Raw genomic sequence first — 19,575 nt, 5'->3', positions numbered from 1 at the left:
GTTATTAAGCTATGGTATTAATCGCAGGGTATTCCAAACCAATCGAGGCCGGTAGCCCAAAAGCAATCTACAGAACTCTTGGCATCTACCCAATAAATACTGCGGCCGGGGAATTTACATTTTGAGTTATGGCTTTTGTGTTCAACCTTAAAATCATCATGATAGGTAAAATAAAAATCTCCTACATGTGCAAACACTTTCGTTTTAGTACTATCCGAATAATCATTTGGCTGTTTTGATTCGTAAGCCTGTATACTTTGCTCTATCTTATTGTACTCTTTTGCATAATTAAGATCGATCATTTTTTCGGAACAAAAAAGCGGGCGACCGATAGTTGCAATACTCTTTTTATCGAAACAAAAAGCAAAGATGTTGCTTATGCATTCATCGAGGCCATATACAATATCTTTCACTTTTGTTTTTACATATCCATTAGTACCGTATACATACAACTCCTGGTTAAAATACGTTCTGAACGCTGCTTCCAGTTTACTGCTCTTTACCAGTTTATAAATACCGGTTGTATCGTACAAAGAATGCGATTTGGGAATTCCTCTTGTTTCATAAACACCGTCTGTTTTCGCAATATCATTAAAGATACTATCCAACACACCCCGGCGTTCACCTATTTCACTTAAAGGCACTACAAGGGCCGTTGTTTTTGGCGACAATTCGTACACGGGATAAAAGATCTGTTTGTTTCCTTCATACGTCCATTTATTCAGGCACTCGTCATTTACATCGTATTCAAACAGTTCTTTTTTAGCTGTATCAACATACACCCATTGGGTGGTGACGAAGTGCTGATTTTCGCCACTTGCCTCGGCAGCATCATGGCCTATTTGATATACCTGGTATTCGGCAGTATCTGTTTTCAGGGTTTGATCAAACACCCATTCTTCCTGGATATTGGCTTTACGGTCGACCCTTATTAATTCATTTTCTGAAAAAGCGATGTACGACATCAGCATAAAATCTGTTGCCGGAATGGAAAAATCGGGATATTCTATTTGTGGTGGTTCAGTTACATTAGCCTCAACAAGCGCTTCAGGCTGCATGGTGTCTATTGACCTGGTTTGCTTCCCCGTTAAAGAAGTTTCGTTTCCAATGGGGCCCTGGCAACTGTATATCAACGTAATAAGGGTAAGGATCTTTACCAGATTCTTCATAGTTTAGGGGATTTCTGACGCAAATGTCGTAAAAGCTTTTGTTTATGCAAGCTCTATCGGCCAACATTAAATGTTGCAGCAAGTATACAATTGAGCACGTTTTCTGCGTTGCAGCTATTTAAACCAGCTCCCCAACAGGCATTAAATTCCAGTACAAACCAGCCGGTTTGTGGGGCATAAGCAATATCTGCAACTACTGCTGCCGGTAATTGTTCTTTATTGGCAGTTGCAAATGCGGCAACAAACACCTTTCCGGCTGACAGATCGGCACTTCCCTCGTAAAAAGCAATATCCTGCACCTCGCCATTCAGTAAATAACACCGCGCTTCTGCCTGTATGTTATCAATAACAGTTGAAACCAGTATTTCTTCGGTATTGGGCAGGCCTTCAGTCGCCTTTTTGAGATCCGTTATATTTTGAAATACGCCTGCTAAAAACATTTTTGGAATTACAGGTTTAATAAAAACCGGGAAATCGGTTTCCTTAATATTTCCCAGTTGTTTTAATTCAACTGTTCGTTTGGTCCATGTATGTTCAAGCCGGGTAATCAATGTATCGTCGGGCGAAAGCAATTCAAGCCCATATATTTGAGCCAACACCAACGCAAAAGCCTGGTTACCGTATATGGCTATTTGTTCGGCGGCCAGTTCCTCATCCTTTACCCAATATTTACCAAGACGTTTAACACGACCGCCTCGATTGGTATAGGCAGTAACCACCTGTTCAACCTCTACGTCTGTTTTTTCGGGTATTAAAAGTATGGGCGCCATATACATGTTACTTATTTAATATTCGCTTCAGCTCGGCCTGGTAAACGGGGTTATCGGTTATTCCATTGTGCGACTGGCCTTCTAATGTAATAAGGGTATCGTGTTGTTTAAAATGTGATTGCAATTTTAATGAAGAGCCATAGTAGATCACTTCATCCTGGTTACCATGAAAAATAACCACGGGCGATTTACAGTTCTTTATATAATTATTCGTTTCGAACTTATACTTTAAAATAAAGGTGGGAATAATAGGATAAGCATGCCGCATCATATCCGTAAGGCTATAATAAGGCGCCTGCAATATAAGCAAGGCCGGGTTATTATTTGATGCCACCTGGCAGGCAAGGCCCGAACCAATCGAATACCCCAGCACTACTATCTTGTTTTCGCTGTACCTGTTCTTCAGCGTATCATACACAGTTTGAACGTCGTTAAATAATTGCTTTTGTCCGCTTATAGAACCTTCGCTTTTGCCATAACCCCGGTAATCTAACAGGAACACATCATAATTCAAATTGGTATAGGTTTGCGCCACCTCGCCCCAGGAATCGAGCGCGCCGCCATTTCCATGCAAATAAAACACAACGCCTTTCGAACTGTCCGCTTTAAATAACAGTCCATGCAAATTAGTTTTGTCGCTTACGGGTATGTTAAGTTCTTCAAATGGCTGATTGAATGTAAAGCGATAGTCCTTTGTCAGTTTCTGCGGAAAAAAGATCAGCTTTTCCTGAAACAGGTAAAGCAATACGCAGATGAGCAGGTATCCAATTGCAATTATCAATAAAGTCTTTAGGAGCATTCTTTTCATATTAGGGCTTATAGTACATTTTCGATTTACAGCTGGGCATCCTTCATCATATAACCGGTGAATCTTCTTTTTACACCTAGTTTTTCCAGGTCAGTAACAAGGTAGTACATGGCTTCATTCTTCCAGCCGTCTTTGTCGGACTTTAGCTTCACTACTTCTTTACCGCAATCATAAATTAAACACACCGCTTGTTTAGCCGTGTCTCCCTGTTTATATCCCCATTCAAGATTTGCGATCTTAAATACCTGTTTTCTTTTCTTCTTTATATGACTGCTATAAATAGCGGTGAGTGTACCTTTCTTACTATCTACCTGTATTTCGGTAAGCCGGGTATAAAACAGAATGTAAAGCACAGCCAGCGGTATAAAAATGCCCCCTGCATACAGGGCCGTCATTGGCTTTTTAGTTAACGCCACCCCAACTATCAATAGGGCAATATATACAAAGATGTAATAAAGCTCATTCTTATTATTCGCTTTGTAGGATTTCATTTATTAATGTTTTTATTCATAGATACAGGTTCCATAAGAATACCCGTTAAATATAATAATAATCCCGGCCCCGGTGAAACAACGTTCACCTGGGCCGGGACCATATTCAATACTACTTTCTATTTAACAAAACGACCAGAGATCATTTTTCCGTTCTTATTCACTCTGACTAAATACATACCTGCTGTTAAGTGTGAAACGTTCAGCCTGTTGTTTACATTTTTAGCCTGTAATACTACTCTACCTGAAAGGTCATATACTTTTATTAATGCTCCGGTAAGATCAAGATCAGTTTGGAATCTTAATTCATTAAGCACAGGATTGGGGTAAAGCTTCAAACCACCGGCACCTGTAATAAGGCCATCTTGTGGTTTTACCGGTGCTACGGCATATACTTTTACTGAAGTAGGCACATCATTAAACCCGTTTGTTACCAGGCATGGGTTATCGGTACTGAATGATTGTGAATTACCCAGGAAATTGTCGCTCGCAAATAATTGGATCTGGTACCCCGCATTCACTTTTAATGAAGAAATATCATTATCTAAAACACCCAATGCCTGCAATTGGGCAAGTGTATAATTACCAGGTGACAGTGAAACAGCATAACCAGCATAGTTACAATCCTTATACACGGTTGCCCCGGTTATTGCACCTATAGCGCTTACTTTTAATGAAGATGTAAGATCATTAAAACTGTTAGCCGTTAAACAGGTATTGTCGCCGGTGATAATTACTGATGTACCGGTAAAGTTATTATCGGCAAATAATTCAACCTGGTAGCCACTGGCCACTTTCAATGAAGAAATATCATCGTTCAAAACGCCCAGGCTTTGCAATTGACCCAGGGTATAATTGCCAGGCAACAGCCCTACCGCATAACCGCCATATGAACAGTTCTTATATACAGTTGCTATAGGTGTATTGGTAACAGTAATAGCTACAGTTGCTGATGACTGCCCACCACGATCGTCAGTGGCCACTGCAGTAATGGTGTAAGAACCGGTTGTTACACCCGTCCAGTTGTAAGAAAAAGGCGTAGCGGTTGCCTCACCCAGTTTAGTACCGCCATTGTAGAACTCTACTTTGCTGATAGCGCCATCGGCGTCGGCAGCATTAACGGTAATAGCTACAGTAGCCGGGGCAAGATACATGCCCCCCGCAACAGGTTTTACAAAACTTACCGTGGGCGCCTGGTTGGTGATTGACCTTATACGTAATGAAGAGGTAGAATCGTTTAACGTATAACTTACCAAACAAGCCGTGTTTGCGGTAAAGCTGGTATAACTTCCCTGCAATGCATTGTTCTTGTACAACAGTACCTCATAACCGCTGTTAACGGTGAAAGAAGAAATGTCTTTATCAGGAATACCACTGGCCACCAGGTCGGCCACCGTGTAAGCACCGGGCGCCAGGCTTACTGCATAGCTGCCCGTATAGTTACAGTCTTTATAGAAAGTAGCAACCGTATTAGCGGCCCCACCGGCAATAGTACCAGTAATAGCATAATAACCAAGCGAACCATAATTTGTATAACCAGTTGAAGCCGGATCGCCAAAGCCAACCCCGGTCACTGAAATAAAGTAAGTGCCTGCAGCAAGTATGGCACTCAGGGTAGCATTCAACCCATCGGGGTTTGATGAGGTTACCACATTACCGGCATTGTCGTATAAGATAGCCAGCACATCGAGATTAGGATGTTTTGCTGCAGGGTTAACATTCAACGATACGGCGCCCCCTGTTGTAGTAAATGTAAAGAAGTCGGCATCACTGGTTGTTTCAATATTACCTGTTAAAAATGCGCTGCCTGTTCCACTGATATTGATGGTAGTAGCAGCTGATCTTGTATTACTATGATCATCGGCACGGTACCCTACTCCATTTGCATTGTTTGCAATGATGGCCAGATCGTCCTGTGTTTGGCTTGAGTTGGCATAATCGCCTTTGCTCCATTGAACAACAGGTTCATAATAACCAGCGCCCATAATGGGCGCCCAGTTGCCTTGTCCCAGGTAATATTCTTCAACCGGGCTTGTTCTTCCATCGTGGCTTAAGCCAAATGTATGCCCTACTTCATGCGAGGCGGCATCGCCGGCACCTTTAATACCACCGTTAAAAACCCAGCAGGGCGTTTCGTTACCCCAGGTAAATGAATTAAGATAAGCTACACCGCCAGCGCCGGGCGCAGCAGTATTGGTAGGCGTGAAAATACAGCGCATGCGTCTGTTGGCCGGGTAAGAATTATACACGGCCTCACTTGTTGTGATGTTGAGTTTGAACGGACTAAAATCTTCACTGATCAATTGCCATACTTCATACCGCTCTGCTTCAGTTAATGTAGAAGGCGCCGCATCAATAGGGTTGCCACTGTTCCAGCCGGTGCCGGAAACATATTGCCCATCGAAATCGAGCAATACAACGCCATTGGCATTCGGATAACTTTGCAGGCTATACAACTGCGCGGCGGTAAGCGCTGCCGCTGCCGCGATGGTGGCTGAACTGGCCGGCGCTTTTTCATAATCAATACACAGCACCTTTTGAATATCTGTTTCGGCAATGTATACATTACCGTTAATATCAGAAGAGTAAGTGTATGCTTTTTTAGTATTGCGTAAAATAATGTTCCCTTCTACTTTGGTCCCTTCTATTCGAATAAAGAAAGAGGAACCGGGTACATTTTCAATTTCACCTACCAGATATTCATTACCGGTAGCCAGCGATTGCCTGAAATTAACTTTACCCGGCATTGAATCAGCAGCATTTATTCGTAACATTAACCGGCCGGTAATACGTTGTTGTGCGTTAACTGTAATTTGTTTTCTGAAATGCGACAGCACATCGGCAGCCCTGCCTAACGGCACGGGTTTTACCTGGCTATAGCCAGCCATGCCCAGCAGCATAGCGCTCAATAGCAATAATGACAGTTTTTTCATAATACTCGATTTTTTAATGGTTAAATGAAAGATCGTGTTGGGGAATGGGCATAGGGATACGAATTCACGCTTATTAGCATGAAACAAAAAGCCTAAAAAGCATTGTGAAGAAGGATTTATAAATAGCGCTTGTGAGGCGAAGGGGTGCGATGGTTTTTAACTGCGCTAAAGATATCTTGTTTAGCTAATTGCTACCAATAGTAATTGTCCTCGTTTGCCCGGGTTTTTGGGTAAGAAATGCCAATGAAGAATAAAAAATTACTCACATTACGAAAGACTTTCATTTAATTTTCGTTAAGGATTGCAATTCTTAATCAGATTGGTGTAATTTTCTACCAGGTTTCACTACCAATTTGTAAGAATTACAAACAACCAACTTTAGCCAACTCCTAAAATCAACAGTATATGGGATTATTCGATTTTATCAAGAATGAATTTATAGAGGTCATTGACTGGGTTGATGACTCGAACAATACAGTTCTTTATAAATTTCCCGACAAGGGAAATAAGATCATGAACAAGGCGCAGTTAACCGTACGGGAATCGCAGGTGGTGGTATTGATGAATGAAGGCGAATTTGGCGATGAATACAAACCCGGCCGGTACGAGCTCTCTACTCAAAACATGCCCATTACTACCACGCTGAAGTCGTGGAAATACCTGTTCGATTCTCCCTTTAAGGTTGATGTATTCTTTGTGAACACCAAACAGTTCACCAATTTGAAATGGGGCACCTCAAACCCTATTATCATGCGCGACCCTGAATTTAAACAGGTGCGGGTAAGATCATTTGGTACGTATACCATCAGGGTAAAAGACGCTAAAAAATTCATTACAGAATTTGCAGGTACTAATCCCTATGTACCTATTGACGCCATTAGCGAACAATGCCGCAATACCATCATCAGCAAAATGGCTGAAGGATTGGCCGAAGCGGGTGTTTCGGTACTTGACCTGGCAGCTAATTTTACCGAAATAGGCAATAAGTTAAAACCCATCTTCCAAACCGATTTTGATGCCTGGGGTATAGAGTTGGGTCAATTCTATATTGAAAATGTTAGCCTGCCCGAAGAAGTGGAAAGAATGTTCGACAAAGCTACGCAGGTGAACATGATGAGCGACAAACTGAACCAGTTCAACCAAATGCAGGCAGGTATTGCGTTGGAGAATATGTCGGAGAATGCGGGCGCAGCCAATATGGCCGGTATGGGCGCAGGTGTTTTGCTCACGAATATGATGCAAACACAAACCCAGCCCCAGCAACCACAGCAACAACAAAATGCCGGTAGTGCTGCCGGTGGTAACGATCAACAAAAAATGATCGACCTGTTAAAACAACTGGGCGAACTGAAAGCCGCAGGTGTTCTTACAGAAGAAGAATTCAACCAAAAGAAAGCCGAGATACTGGGCAAGCTGTAAACGAATAACCCTGACAACCATCTTATGGAACAAGTTCAGAAAGATTCCCTAATGCTATTCCCATGCCCGGGCTGTAATGCGCAATTGTATTTCAACCCCGGGCATCAACAACTGGAATGCGAATATTGTGGCGTTAAGGTTGCCATTGAAAATGGCGCCGACCGGGTTAAAGAAAACAGCCTTCGCCAACAGATGTCAGAAGCAGGCGATCCTGCTGTTCTTATAGAACAACAGGTATATAAATGTGAACGCTGCGGCTCACAAACAGTTTTTGTTTCCGATACACCCACTTTCATTTGCAGCTTTTGCAACTTCGAGGTGGTGAACCCGGTAGCTTATAAAACACGGCTCATTCAACCATCGGGTATTATTCCTTTTGCAGTAGATCAACAAAAATCTATTTCTATTTTCAAAGCCTGGCTGGGCAATGGCTGGTGGGCGCCCCGCGACCTTAGTCAGTTTGCCCGGCAGGATGCACTGCATGGTATTTATGTTCCCTTCTGGACCTACGATGCGCAAACCTATAGCCACTGGAGTGGTTATGGCGGCCGTTACTATTATGTAAACGTTTCTGATACCGATTCAAATGGTAACAGAACAAGCAGACAGGAACGAAGAACAGAATGGATCTATCGCGAAGGTGAATATCAGCACGAGTTTGATGATATCCTTATTGGTGGGGCAACTGAATTAACGCAAAACGAATACGAAAGCATTTACCCCTACAATCTTGCAGAGGTGGTGAACTTTGATGCACGTTATATGTCGGGGTTTAAAGCCGATGTGTATGACATTGCCGTACACGAAGGTTATGATAAAGCCGAGCAATTTATGCAACAGGTAATTCACGAAGGTTGTGCCGAACAATGCCGTATAGATACGTACCGCGATCTGCAGATAAATACTTCGTATGAGAATCAAACCTACAAACACATTCTGTTGCCCTTATGGGTTTGTTCATATGTTTACAAAACCAAGAAGTACCACTTTCTTATTAACGGACAAACCGGTAAGATCTATGGTAAGAAACCAGTATCGGCAGGCAAAGTAACGCTTACGGTTATTTTGGTAATACTGTTGATATTATCAGTATACTGGCTTACGCAGCAATAATGAAGATAACATTATAGTAAAGCCTTCCGTCAACGGCGGAAGGCTTTCTTTTTTCATGGCTTTAGTATTTCATGGCTCAGTTGGCTGTAGCTGTTGCCGGACTGATGATGTCGGATACTTCAACAATTGAATTGGCGGGGAAGCCACCTTTTTGGGCGTGCTCTTTGATCAACTCCACACTTTCGGCCCGGTAAATGCAATACATTTTATTACCTGTTACATAACTGTGTACCCACTCAATTTTCGGCCCCATTGATTTCAATACGCCGCATGATGTTTGTGAAGCGCTTTTTAATTGCTCATGGGTGAATTTACCCAAGTCAGGAATTTCCCGCTCAATAACATACATTTTCATTGTTGCTTGTTTTTTGGTTTTAGAGTTTTCGGTAACAAAGTTTGTTTGCGCCATTCCGGCAAAACTGAATGCTAACAGAATGACAATAACAAGTGCGCTGTAATGGATGTTGCTTTTCATGTTGATTGATTAATGATTTAATAAACCAAAGGTAACTTCAACAACAAGGGAAGCTGTATAACAAATCATTCAATAAATATCAATCATTGATCAATAAAAACTATAGTAAGTGAAGGTTGAAACAAATCGTTCAGAAGATGGTAAAATTCATTCAGCGTAACAACTCGAGATAAGCCATAGGCAATAAACCATAATGGCTTTTAAAACATTTGGTGAAGTAGGAAGGGCTGGTAAAACCGGTATCGAATGTTATTTGAGAAATATTATATCGCTGTTTATTCATTAGTTCCTTTGCTTTCTCAAGCCTGAACTCCTTTAGTAATATATTGGGCGATTTGCCGGTAAGCTCAATGGTCTTTCTATATAATTGCGACTGACTCATTGCCATTGCCTGGCAAAATTCACTAACGGTAAAATCGGTATTTTGCCAGTTCTCTTCCAGTTTATTAAATAATGATGCAAGTAGTTCTTCATCCTGCGGAACAAGGGTAACTATATTACCGGCAGGCTTTTGAAACTGATCTTTAACGGTAAGCTCCTTAACAAGTGATGCAACAGCTATTTTAGAATCATTGGTAATGAAACACAATTGCCGCGCAAACTGTATAGTATCGCCAAACAATTGACTGACCGTTGCAATAGGCTCACCTGCATTTACCGCAAGTTTTAGATCAACAACCATCAGTTCGGGCTGCTGTGTTAGCTGTTGAATGGTAAAGGCACATGAAAGGGCTTGTGCGGCGCCTGTAAATGAAGCAAGAAAACCGTTACCAGGGTGTTCTACTTCCCTGCCATCGAAAGCAGTGAGCTGCTGCCTTATGAGGTTGGTGCAAATGCTCAGCAGCTCGTTTGCTTTTTCGATGCCCAGCTCATGGCGCAATAAGACCGGGTCCTTTATACTAATAAATAGAATTATGCGAAAAGAAGGGTCGTGAAAGACCTTTAATCCATCATCTGTAGTAACTGCATTTTCAGGGTCGTATAACCTGCCAAGGAAAGACTGCACCAGTTCGGGATTCACCTCTATGATCTTATTTGGTATAAGACCATGGGCTTTTTGATGCATGGCCACTACGCATTCTTTATCGGGCGCATCTATTAAACAAAACACATTCTCTCTTTCCTCATCTATCCAGTAGGTCATGCATTTACAATGATGTTCTTCCTGCAGCTGAACATCTTTCCGATGCGCCTCTGCAACGTCCCGGGCCTTTATGCCAGGAATAATATGAACATCCATATAAAGTGGCATACGTCTGATTTTTTGAGCGCCAATTCGGCTAAATTAAAATTAAGATTTCTGAATTGGGCGATTTCATTCTGTTTAATGGCCGAAATACCACTAAAGTGGTATAGCCGGGCCGCATAAAAAAGTCCCGTGCCGACTGAGCCGGGACGGGACTTATCATGTATTGTTTACAGGCACGTTTACTTTTTAACTGCCACAATAATACCTGTTGCCCAAACTTGTTTTGTAATCAACAGGTCTTTCCGCGCATCAAGGGTTGCCATTAAATTCTTAGCCTTTTCATTGTGCCCATCGGGCCAGTTGGGTTGCGGCAACATATCATCAATGATATACAGTCCGCCTTTTTTTAACATAGCCAGTGCTTCGTTTAACAAAAGATACTTGCCATGCCAGGTATCGGCAAAGATATAATCGAACTTTTGATACCAGTTCTCGGCCAGCCATTCGCCTCCGTCTGCAAGCACCAGGCTCAGGCGGTCGTCATGACCTAAATGGTCACTGGCGATCTTTAAATAGCCAGGATCATTGTCTATTGAGACCAGTGTAGAATCATTATCCATTCCGTCGAGTATCCATGATGTTGAAAGTCCCGAGCCGGTACCCAGTTCTAAAAACTTACCCTCGGGTTTGGAAGCAGCGAGCGTACGTAGTAATGAACAGGTTAAAATATCGGAGGCCATTGTAAAGCCCGACAATTTGGTGGCAATGTCAATTTCTTTATAGGCGGTGGGCAGGTGTTGATTGATCTCTTCTGTCATATGGAGTAAGGTTTATAGTGGAAGATACTGATTATTAGTCAAAAGATCATTGCCGTTGCCATGTAAGTATAGGAATGACGGAATTTTATTAATTTCACAGTCGCATTCATGAAAAACGATACTGTTAAGTACAACAAGAAAGCAATTATCATTGGGGCTGGACCTGCGGGTTTGACAGCCGCCTATGAATTACTGACACGGACAAACATAAAGCCAATAATCCTTGAAAGATCCGGTGACATTGGGGGGATATCCAAGACCGTTAATTACAAGGGAAACCGTATTGATATTGGAGGGCATCGTTTTTTCTCCAAATCAGACAGGGTTATGGATTGGTGGTTCCGTTTTATGCCGTTGGAAACCACTACCGAAGGTGAAGTTAACATTAACTATCAGAACCGCTCACGCGCTTTATATACTACAGGAGCTTCCGGTACTGCACCGCTTGATAAGGACAAGGTAATGTTGTTGCGCCGTCGTTTATCGCGCATTTATTTCCTGCGCCAGTTTTTTAATTATCCACTCAATCTGTCGCCTAACACCCTTCGCAAATTAGGTATTCTGCTAACCATGAAAATTGGTTTCTCCTATACATTTGCCAGGCTATTTCCCCGAAGAAAAGAAAGAACGCTTGAAGACTTTATGATAAATAGGTTTGGAAAAACCTTATACAAGACCTTTTTTAAAGATTATACCGAAAAAGTTTGGGGAGTTAATTGTAACGAAATATCCGCCGAATGGGGAGCGCAAAGGATCAAAGGAGTATCCATAACCAAAGCAGTAGCACATGCGCTAAAGCGTAAGAAAAAAGACGACCGGGATATTGCGCAAAAAAATGTGGAAACCAGTCAGATCGAACGCTTTCTTTATCCCAAACATGGACCTGGTCAGCTTTGGGAAGAAGTTGCCCGGCAAATTGAAAGCATGGGCGGTGAAATCATCTTCCATCAAAAAGTTACAAGTATAGCAAATCATAAAGACGGAGTTTCAGCCATTCAATCTATTCATTCGCAAACCGGGGAAACTAAATCCTGGGAAGGCGACTATTTTTTCTCTACCATGCCCGTTAATGAGCTTATTGGGGGCATGTCAGGTAACGTTCCAAACGATGTAAAAGAAGTAGCGGCTGGTTTGTTATACCGTGATTTTATTACGGTTGGTTTATTGTTAAAACAATTCTCTACTCAGGATAAAGCAACTGGTGGTTTCAAAAAACTTAGCCTGGAGGATACATGGATTTACGTACAGGAAAAAGATGTAAAGGTGGGCCGGCTACAGCTGTTTAACAATTGGAGTCCTTTCCTGGTAAAAGACCCTGCAACAAGCTGGATCGGCATGGAATACTTTTGCAATAAAGAAGATGATTTTTGGAACCTGTCTGAAGAAGTGATCAAGGAAACAGCCATAATCGAACTGGAAAAGATTGGGCTCGCCCGAAAGGAAGACGTTTTGGATGCTACTGTTCTCCGGATGGAGAAAACCTATCCGGCCTACTTTGGAACCTACGATCGTTTTGATGTTATTCGAAACTTTGTAGACAGTTTACCAAACCTATACCTTATCGGTCGCAATGGAATGCACAAATACAACAATTCCGACCACTCTATGCTAACGGCTATGACAGCAGTAGACAATATTGTTGCCGGCATTGCCGACAAATCGAATATCTGGTCTATCAATACCGAAATGGAATATCACGAAGAGACAAAAAAATAGGCGATTATACATTGCAGTCGTGAAAATTAATTAACAATTGCTATTTTAGGTTTCAATACTCCTGAAAATGAGCAACCCTAAAAAGTATCGTCTTCCGGCAGGATTTTCTTTATTACAGACAGCAATAAGGTCAGGTACGTTTTTAAAGGATCCCATTAAAGCTGTGGTTAAAAACATGACGCTCTTTTCTGGAACCTATACGGCTTCATTAGGTTTAAACAGGAAAATTATCATTACTCAAAACCCCGATCTCATTAACTACATCTTAAAAGAGAATCATAAAAACTACAACAAATCGGCCATAGCAAAAAGTGCCTCAAGGTTCATGGGTAATGGAATTCTTTTTTCAAACGGGAACTTTTGGCTAAAGCAAAGAAGAATGATACAACCTGCCTTTCATAAGGAAAAACTACAGGAGCTTCAAAGTATCATGATTAAAACTATTGCGAAGTATCTAACAGCATTCCCTGCCGGAGATCGTGTTGATGTATATCCCCTTGTTCATGGGCTCTCTTTCAATGTGCTGTTAAAATCAATATTCAACATACCCTTGCCTCCTGAGATCATTACAGAAATAAGCGAGATCTTCAGCGACATACAGGAGTTTTTAATCAGGGATACCAATCAACCATTAAGCCGGTTATTTTATCCACTAACAGGAGCGAAAAATGTAAGCCTTAAAAAAGCAAACAGGTTACGGGAAATAATCAGGGGTATCATCGATCAACGAAAGACTGAAAATAAAGAAAATTGCGATCTGCTGGATATGCTGCTAAGCTGTACCGATGAGAATACCGGTGAGAAAATGTCAGAGGAACAAGTTATAGATGAAGTGCTGATACTGATCTTTGCGGGGCACGAAACAACAGCCAATACACTTTCCTGGTTATTGTATCTGCTTGCGTGTAACCAGGAAGTACTGGAACAATTAATTGCTTCATTTGCCGGGAAGAACATTGGTGATTGCATGTCTAATGAATATTTGAAAGCAACCATCCATGAGGGCATGCGTTTGTACCCTGCAGCCTGGATGACAGAGCGCGTGGCTGTTGAAGATGACCAGATCGGAGATTTTTCATTTCCCGCAAAAACGATCATTATACCTTTCTTCTTTGGCTTGCACAGGGATAAGAATATTTGGGACGATCCCCTGGCTTTTAAACCTCAACGCTTTATTAATGATCCTAAATTGGCAAGATCAAAATATTTTTTCCCCTTTGGGGCTGGGCCAAGAATGTGCATCGGGAATAATTTCGCCATGGTTGAAATGTGTTTCTTCTTATATACTTTTTTAAAAGAATTTCAAATAAGGCCTTCCGGCCAGGTACCAGCAATGAAGGCGTTAATTACACTCAGGCCTGATAAAGTTGTTTTAACAATCCAAAAGAAAAGCCTCTGAATGATCAGAGGCTTAAAATTTGTGTCTAATATCGTTTAATTAATTACCACATTGAATTTAGGGCCAATGGTATTGGCGTAGATGAAATACATATCATAGTTGCCTGTCTCTTTACATTCAAACCAAAAGCGGGAGCCATCGCTATACATTTTTTTGATGCGGAAAGCAGATACCTGGGTTGAACCTGACAGGTATTTCACATACGTTATACTGGACCTGGTTAGCACCCAATACATGTTGGCGGTAACATCTACCATCACCTCCTCGCCTACTGCGTAACTGTTTTTACCGGGACGCAGATAAGTAGCTTTCACAGTTTCGGCATTTACATACCCCAAATCAAAACGTTTGAATGTTACTGTTACCGTTCGGCTACTACCATCCTCAGCTGTAATGGTGTAGGTAACCGGAAGGTTAAAGTCCTGAGCCACACCGGAGGCAGGGCTAATGGTGGCTTTGTCTGATACTTTTATGAGAGGAACAATTTTTCTCAGCCCATTTACAGCATCTTTTGTGCAGTAGAAATCAATGGCGTTATCCGTGGGCTTGAATACGCCGATCACCGTATCTGCACTGGCCCCATAGTAGTCAGCAGAAAGGTTCGGATGGTCGAGATTGAAAGAGAGGATATTTTTCTCACTGCTTTTCTTCGCAGTAACGGTAACGGTATATTTCTGTACGCCGCCATCTTCTGCAGTTACCGTGTAAGTTACCGGATTGGTAAAATTTATTACCTCCCTGGAAGCAGGGCTCACTTTGGCCCCGTCTGAAATATTTATTTCAGGCGCCAGACTGGTTATATCGGTACCAACAGGCATTTGCAGCGTAATGGTCATGTTGGTTTTATTAATATTGCCGTAAAGACCGTTGATGGTGAATAGATTGATCTCTTTTTCGGTACGTTTGGTGTTAGTGACCCGCACAGTATATTTCCGCTGCGTACCATCCTCCGCCGTTACAGTATAAACCACCGGATTAGTGAAATCAACCTCTGCCAGCGAGGCAGGTGATACGGTAGCTTTGCCAGAAACTGTTACATACGGCGTAAGCTTATTAAGTGTAGTACCAGGAGGCAGCACCAGGGTGATGCTATTGGTTGAATCAACAATGCTGGCCTGCATATTCATTACCGAAAACTCGGTTATACTTTTAGCACTGCTTTTTTCAGGCACCGGGGTTTGCGTTGGTTGTTCTACACCTGGGGAGGATTTAGAGCATGATAATGCAAATAACATTATAGTCAGGACGAATACGATAGAAATTTTTTTCATCGAGTTAAGGACAGTTTTAATAGGGTGAAAAAATTCCTGGCTGCGCAGCACATTCCATAAGTGTTGATAATAAGATTTATGTTACAGCTTTTTTTGTTTTTATTTTTATTGCCTGGCGACAATAAATATTATACTGTTTAGAAATGTATTATCAATATCCACCGGAAGGGCTAAGCGAACAAGCATCAAGCATAAGAAATTTTGTTCAAACTCATTCTGATTATGAGTCAATTCGAAATTTTATAGATCAATTCCCGATCATTGAACAAGAAAGTGTCAAGGTTCTGAAATGGTATATCTTAGCTGGATTTTGGACATCTTATTATGGCTTTGGGTGGACAAAAGAACAGGAAATAAAGTTTTGGGAGCTTGTTTATGAAAAAAGGCATCCTCAATGTGGGTCTGCAATACTAACTCTTGCTGAATCATTAAGAGGAAATGGAATAAAGTCTCTACGGGATGTAATTGACTTATACTTTGATGCCATTGACATAAATCCTGAGCACTACTTCTCTTTAACACAGGAAGGAGGAGGAGAACTGGATGAATTATTGAAAAACCCCGAATTCAACAAAAAGTGCCTGCTCATTGAACTGAATATATGGGAGAACCTGCATAATTACTCATTAGAAGATATTGATGAGCAAACTCCTTATATGGTCAAAAGATGCAATGGAGATGAAAAGCTGGAAAGTTTTATAAAGTCAAAAATTGAAGAGTTGATCAAAAGAAAAAAAGCTTCTGGTAATTTATAAGTTTACACTTGCACCCCAATCTATTTTCTCAGGTTGTTTGATAAAGCATCACAGCAAGCTTATGTTTGTGACTGTAGAATAAATAAATGTCATTGCTGTCGTGTGTATAATTTGCCGTATAAACACGCGCTATAAAAGTCATTGGATTTCCATCCGGGTCATTGGGAGTTTCGTCGCCTTGTATCCATTTTGGCTTACCGCCAACTTCTTCGTATATATCGGCAGGTTTATTATAATGCGGATGAATTAAATTGCCAGTGTCGATAAATGTTTGTTTTGTTTTATTGAAAGATGACTTTGTTTTTTCAAAGTATTCTTCCCAATCTGGTGTCAGGTTAAAAAATTCAAACCCAGTCTTGAATAAATATTTTCCATCAATGACATCAAAGGCTATCATGGACTCCTGACAATATTCATTAAACGTGTCCACTCTGTCATCATTATAAGGGTCTTCATTGTAAAGAAGCATATGAATGTAACCTTCCCATTCCGGATTTATCTGTTTCAGGTCAACAGAAAAAAGTGGAAATAATACTTTCGCATGTTGCTCAACTTTATCAGCAAAAACATCTACAGGGTCTGGGAACATTTTAATGAAATCAGGTATCATGTCAGGGTACTTTGTAAAAATCAGAGGCTATTTTCAATTTGTGGAGTCCGCCAGCAGATTGTCGAACCAATTAAAAGAATTATTTAAGCGTATGAGTGTTGAAAGACAATTGGTAGATAAATATTGACAACCTTTTGGTAAGGACTGTACCTCAAACCTTTATCTTTAGTGTGAGCGTTTAAGAAGCAAGCCTGTTCTTATTCGACAGACGAAAAAATAAAAATGTGATGTTCTGATACATTTATTTTTTTATGAAATGCATATCCATACTTATTTTCTTTTTCAGTGTAGCTGCGCTGAATGTCTCAGGTCAAAACACACTCAAAACCGACAATCCCCATCAGTCCCGGCTGGATTCCCTTGTTCATGAAAACGTATTACGATATTTCAGCGATACTAAAGCGGTTGGGTTAACATTAGGGTTGGTTTTGCGTGGGAATACTTATTTTTATAATTACGGAGAAACCAAAGCCGGAAACGGAAAACTACCAGATAAGCAAACAATCTATGAGATAGGTTCCACCACTAAATCTTTTACTGGTATTCTTTTGGCAAAAGCTGTTTTAGACAAAAAGATCGTTCTCTCGGATGACATAAGAAAATATCTCAAAGGGTCATTTTCTAATTTGGAATACAATGGCACGCCTATCACCATAAAAGAGCTGTCTAACCACACTTCGCGCATTACCCGGATATTTCCCAATATGTGGGAACGAGCTGGGTATGATTCGTTAAACCCATTGGCAGGATACTCCCGGAAGATGTTATACGAAGGCCTGCATAAAATGAAATTAGATAGCGTTCCCGGAAAGATTTATTCTTATTCGAATATGGCAGTCGCTTTACTGGGCACTATCCTGGAAGACACATACGGGAAGAATTATTTCAGTCTGATTTCCAAACATATCCTTCAGCCATTATCCATGAGTGACACCCGAATAGATATATCGGCTTACCAGGCTGAAAGGATAGCTTGGCCGCATAATGAAAAGCGGGAGCCGGTTCCATTGTGGGATATATCATTACTGCCGGCAATGGGCGCTTTACGTTCTACTGCCGCAGATCTGACAAAGTATATCATCGCTAATAATAAAGAATCAGATCCGGCCATAAAATTATCGCACCAGCCGACATTCGGTACTGACAAGGAAGGAATGGCGCTCAACTGGTTCATTCATAGCAGCGAAGATGGTTATAAGATATTTGAGCACGGCGGAGGTACTGGCGGTTCGAGAACCTCATTCGAATGCTTTCCACAGCTGAATGCCGGCTTTGTAATCCTGACTAATAGCTTGGCCAACCGAAATCAGTTAGAGCGCGATATTGCAGCCATTATAATACGGGAGGCCACAGCAACAAAAGAAGAATAACAAAGGAATGGTTAAGAGTGGAGAAGAACGGGGTTCGAATTTCCCTCATCTATCAACAAAAAAGCCCCTGAAATCAGAGGCTCATATTTCGTAGAGTCCGCCCGCAGATTGTCGAACCAATTAAACACAATGAAATCGACCGAGTTTATTAAAGCTTTGCCTTACATTTAAAAGAGATAACGAAAGAGATGGTGAGAAATAAATGGCTGTTACAGAAGCCTTTTCCAATATTCATTTGTTGCACCCATTAAACAACTCTGTCAAAAGATATGAATATGCTTAGGGATTCGAACCAGGAAACAGTTCATACTAAATACACAAAACATCTCAGAAAGAACAATTTAACTTCTTTAAATGCAAAAACCCGCTGCAAGAGCGGGTTTTACAATTTCGTGGAGTCCGCCGGCAGATTGTCGAACCAATTAAAGGCATTTTTTAAGCGTATACAATTACAACAATCTCATCCCATTTTTTTGAATTAAACAGCGTCGCTTGCAATTTGTCTTGCGGATGCTTTTATAGTTCATTAAGAATTTTTTGTGCAACTGATAATAACAGATCAGCATTGATTCGCTGTTTAAAATCTACATTTATATACTCAAACCTGATATTCCCTTTTTTGCTGATAAAGAAAACGGAAGGAACGGGTAATAACTTATTTAGATTTTTCCCGCCGGAAGACTTAGGCAAAAGATTATCATAGGCCGCAGGGGCTTGATACGCTAGCCCGAATTTCTTTGATACACTCAAATCAGCATCTGACAAAAGCGTATACTCCAATTTATTTTTAGTTACGGAGGTTCTCAAATTATCGGGGCTGTCTGTGCTTATAGCAATGATCTGGTAGCCTATTTTTTTAAGTTCCGGCTCTATTTCCTGAATACCAGAGAGCTGCTTATTACAATAAGGGCACCATCCGCCACGATAAAATATCAGTAGGGTAGGTTGCTGGGCAATAGCGGAATTTAAATCGAAATTGTTACCCATGGCATCTGGCAACGTTATTACAGGAATATTTTCTCCGATCAACAATGGACTTATATCTTCCGGCTTGGATGGTATTTCGTTAGCCATTTGTGCGTAAGCGTGTGTGCTGCTAAACTGAAAAACAGAAATAAACAGCAGATACGAAAGGCCGGCGGTTAAAAAACTTTTTCTGGAAATAATTTTCATGTTAAGTATTGATAAGTAAATAAATGGCATATTAGGTTTATGCAATTTATATAATTATTAATCCCGAAAATGTCGGCTACACGACATGACACGCAA

Annotated in this window: 17 protein-coding genes; 6 read left to right on the top strand and 11 right to left on the bottom strand. The window is 41.1% G+C overall.

The features are described from left to right. Positions 1 to 17: 17 nt before the first annotated feature. From GGD38_RS27260 to GGD38_RS27240, 5 genes are all read right to left on the bottom strand, one after another. Positions 18 to 1,169, bottom strand: a complete 1,152-nt coding sequence (locus GGD38_RS27260; RefSeq protein ID WP_375303100.1) for a hypothetical protein — start codon at positions 1,167 to 1,169, stop codon at positions 18 to 20. A gap of 53 nt (positions 1,170 to 1,222) precedes the next feature. Next, positions 1,223 to 1,939, bottom strand: coding sequence for an ATP-grasp domain-containing protein (locus tag GGD38_RS27255; protein WP_375303101.1), 717 nt, complete (start codon positions 1,937 to 1,939; stop codon positions 1,223 to 1,225). A gap of 7 nt (positions 1,940 to 1,946) precedes the next feature. Continuing rightward, complete coding sequence (locus tag GGD38_RS27250; RefSeq protein WP_375303102.1) at positions 1,947 to 2,747, bottom strand: alpha/beta hydrolase; 801 nt, start codon at positions 2,745 to 2,747, stop codon at positions 1,947 to 1,949. A gap of 26 nt (positions 2,748 to 2,773) precedes the next feature. Continuing rightward, a complete protein-coding gene (locus GGD38_RS27245; RefSeq protein WP_375303103.1) occupies positions 2,774 to 3,238 on the bottom strand; it encodes a hypothetical protein in 465 nt (154 codons plus the stop codon). Between the two features lie 119 nt (positions 3,239 to 3,357). Further along, the gene (locus GGD38_RS27240; RefSeq protein ID WP_375303104.1) at positions 3,358 to 6,171 is read right to left on the bottom strand and encodes an Ig-like domain-containing protein; all 2,814 of its coding nucleotides are present in this window, start codon (positions 6,169 to 6,171) and stop codon (positions 3,358 to 3,360) included. Between the two features lie 405 nt (positions 6,172 to 6,576). On the opposite strand from GGD38_RS27240, the gene GGD38_RS27235 reads away from it, so the two are divergent. Together GGD38_RS27235 and GGD38_RS27230 are read left to right on the top strand one after the other, a co-directional pair. Further along, positions 6,577 to 7,590 carry an SPFH domain-containing protein gene (locus tag GGD38_RS27235; protein ID WP_375303105.1) on the top strand — a complete coding sequence of 338 codons (1,014 nt, stop codon included), beginning with the start codon at positions 6,577 to 6,579 and terminating at the stop codon, positions 7,588 to 7,590. 24 nt (positions 7,591 to 7,614) lie between these two features. Continuing rightward, positions 7,615 to 8,703: a hypothetical protein gene (locus tag GGD38_RS27230; RefSeq protein ID WP_375303106.1), complete on the top strand. Its 1,089-nt coding sequence runs from the start codon at positions 7,615 to 7,617 to the stop codon at positions 8,701 to 8,703. 76 nt (positions 8,704 to 8,779) lie between these two features. Here GGD38_RS27230 and GGD38_RS27225 read toward each other — a convergent pair whose 3' ends face one another. The 3 genes from GGD38_RS27225 to GGD38_RS27215 form a co-directional block, all read right to left on the bottom strand. Then, a complete protein-coding gene (locus GGD38_RS27225; RefSeq protein WP_375303107.1) occupies positions 8,780 to 9,178 on the bottom strand; it encodes a DUF4242 domain-containing protein in 399 nt (132 codons plus the stop codon). A 151-nt stretch (positions 9,179 to 9,329) separates the two neighbouring features. Continuing rightward, positions 9,330 to 10,430, bottom strand: a complete 1,101-nt coding sequence (locus tag GGD38_RS27220) for a nickel-binding protein (RefSeq protein WP_375303108.1) — start codon at positions 10,428 to 10,430, stop codon at positions 9,330 to 9,332. A gap of 176 nt (positions 10,431 to 10,606) precedes the next feature. Continuing rightward, complete coding sequence (locus GGD38_RS27215) at positions 10,607 to 11,185, bottom strand: O-methyltransferase (protein ID WP_375303109.1); 579 nt, start codon at positions 11,183 to 11,185, stop codon at positions 10,607 to 10,609. A 108-nt stretch (positions 11,186 to 11,293) separates the two neighbouring features. Between GGD38_RS27215 and GGD38_RS27210 the strand changes: the two genes are divergently transcribed. After that, entirely contained in the window at positions 11,294 to 12,901 is a 1,608-nt protein-coding gene (locus GGD38_RS27210) for an NAD(P)/FAD-dependent oxidoreductase (RefSeq protein WP_375303110.1), read from the top strand. 67 nt (positions 12,902 to 12,968) lie between these two features. Next, positions 12,969 to 14,300: a cytochrome P450 gene (locus GGD38_RS27205; protein WP_375303111.1), complete on the top strand. Its 1,332-nt coding sequence runs from the start codon at positions 12,969 to 12,971 to the stop codon at positions 14,298 to 14,300. A gap of 35 nt (positions 14,301 to 14,335) precedes the next feature. Here GGD38_RS27205 and GGD38_RS27200 read toward each other — a convergent pair whose 3' ends face one another. Then, positions 14,336 to 15,571 carry a DUF5018 domain-containing protein gene (locus GGD38_RS27200; RefSeq protein WP_375303112.1) on the bottom strand — a complete coding sequence of 412 codons (1,236 nt, stop codon included), beginning with the start codon at positions 15,569 to 15,571 and terminating at the stop codon, positions 14,336 to 14,338. 143 nt (positions 15,572 to 15,714) lie between these two features. Here GGD38_RS27200 and GGD38_RS27195 point away from each other — a divergent pair, with 143 nt between their 5' ends. Then, positions 15,715 to 16,326 (top strand): hypothetical protein, encoded by a 612-nt coding sequence (locus GGD38_RS27195; protein ID WP_375303113.1) that lies wholly within the window; start codon positions 15,715 to 15,717, stop codon positions 16,324 to 16,326. A 28-nt stretch (positions 16,327 to 16,354) separates the two neighbouring features. On the opposite strand, the gene GGD38_RS27190 is transcribed toward GGD38_RS27195, so the two are convergent. Further along, entirely contained in the window at positions 16,355 to 16,936 is a 582-nt protein-coding gene (locus GGD38_RS27190; RefSeq protein WP_375303114.1) for a hypothetical protein, read from the bottom strand. Positions 16,937 to 17,187: 251 nt separating this feature from the next. Between GGD38_RS27190 and GGD38_RS27185 the strand changes: the two genes are divergently transcribed. Next, a complete protein-coding gene (locus GGD38_RS27185; protein ID WP_375303115.1) occupies positions 17,188 to 18,306 on the top strand; it encodes a serine hydrolase domain-containing protein in 1,119 nt (372 codons plus the stop codon). 516 nt (positions 18,307 to 18,822) lie between these two features. On the opposite strand, the gene GGD38_RS27180 is transcribed toward GGD38_RS27185, so the two are convergent. Further along, a complete protein-coding gene (locus GGD38_RS27180) occupies positions 18,823 to 19,479 on the bottom strand; it encodes a peroxiredoxin-like family protein (protein ID WP_375303116.1) in 657 nt (218 codons plus the stop codon). Positions 19,480 to 19,575 lie beyond the last annotated feature (96 nt).

The sequence above is a fragment of the Niastella sp. OAS944 genome (assembly GCA_024809215.1).
In the GTDB taxonomy this organism is placed as follows: Bacteria; Bacteroidota; Bacteroidia; order Chitinophagales; family Chitinophagaceae; genus Niastella.
This window is presented reverse-complemented; position numbering and strand designations above follow the sequence as displayed.

What these genes read in the sequence shown, in the direction of transcription:
- GGD38_RS27260 (WP_375303100.1), bottom strand. Translation starts at nt 1,169, where the DNA reads ATGAAGAATCTGGTAAAGATCCTTACCCTTATTACGTTGATATACAGT.
- GGD38_RS27255 (WP_375303101.1), bottom strand. Translation starts at nt 1,939, where the DNA reads ATGGCGCCCATACTTTTAATACCCGAAAAAACAGACGTAGAGGTTGAA.
- GGD38_RS27250 (WP_375303102.1), bottom strand. Translation starts at nt 2,747, where the DNA reads ATGAAAAGAATGCTCCTAAAGACTTTATTGATAATTGCAATTGGATAC.
- GGD38_RS27245 (WP_375303103.1), bottom strand. Translation starts at nt 3,238, where the DNA reads ATGAAATCCTACAAAGCGAATAATAAGAATGAGCTTTATTACATCTTT.
- GGD38_RS27240 (WP_375303104.1), bottom strand. Translation starts at nt 6,171, where the DNA reads ATGAAAAAACTGTCATTATTGCTATTGAGCGCTATGCTGCTGGGCATG.
- GGD38_RS27235 (WP_375303105.1), top strand. Translation starts at nt 6,577, where the DNA reads ATGGGATTATTCGATTTTATCAAGAATGAATTTATAGAGGTCATTGAC.
- GGD38_RS27230 (WP_375303106.1), top strand. Translation starts at nt 7,615, where the DNA reads ATGGAACAAGTTCAGAAAGATTCCCTAATGCTATTCCCATGCCCGGGC.
- GGD38_RS27225 (WP_375303107.1), bottom strand. Translation starts at nt 9,178, where the DNA reads ATGAAAAGCAACATCCATTACAGCGCACTTGTTATTGTCATTCTGTTA.
- GGD38_RS27220 (WP_375303108.1), bottom strand. Translation starts at nt 10,430, where the DNA reads ATGCCACTTTATATGGATGTTCATATTATTCCTGGCATAAAGGCCCGG.
- GGD38_RS27215 (WP_375303109.1), bottom strand. Translation starts at nt 11,185, where the DNA reads ATGACAGAAGAGATCAATCAACACCTGCCCACCGCCTATAAAGAAATT.
- GGD38_RS27210 (WP_375303110.1), top strand. Translation starts at nt 11,294, where the DNA reads ATGAAAAACGATACTGTTAAGTACAACAAGAAAGCAATTATCATTGGG.
- GGD38_RS27205 (WP_375303111.1), top strand. Translation starts at nt 12,969, where the DNA reads ATGAGCAACCCTAAAAAGTATCGTCTTCCGGCAGGATTTTCTTTATTA.
- GGD38_RS27200 (WP_375303112.1), bottom strand. Translation starts at nt 15,571, where the DNA reads ATGAAAAAAATTTCTATCGTATTCGTCCTGACTATAATGTTATTTGCA.
- GGD38_RS27195 (WP_375303113.1), top strand. Translation starts at nt 15,715, where the DNA reads ATGTATTATCAATATCCACCGGAAGGGCTAAGCGAACAAGCATCAAGC.
- GGD38_RS27190 (WP_375303114.1), bottom strand. Translation starts at nt 16,936, where the DNA reads ATGATACCTGATTTCATTAAAATGTTCCCAGACCCTGTAGATGTTTTT.
- GGD38_RS27185 (WP_375303115.1), top strand. Translation starts at nt 17,188, where the DNA reads ATGAAATGCATATCCATACTTATTTTCTTTTTCAGTGTAGCTGCGCTG.
- GGD38_RS27180 (WP_375303116.1), bottom strand. Translation starts at nt 19,479, where the DNA reads ATGAAAATTATTTCCAGAAAAAGTTTTTTAACCGCCGGCCTTTCGTAT.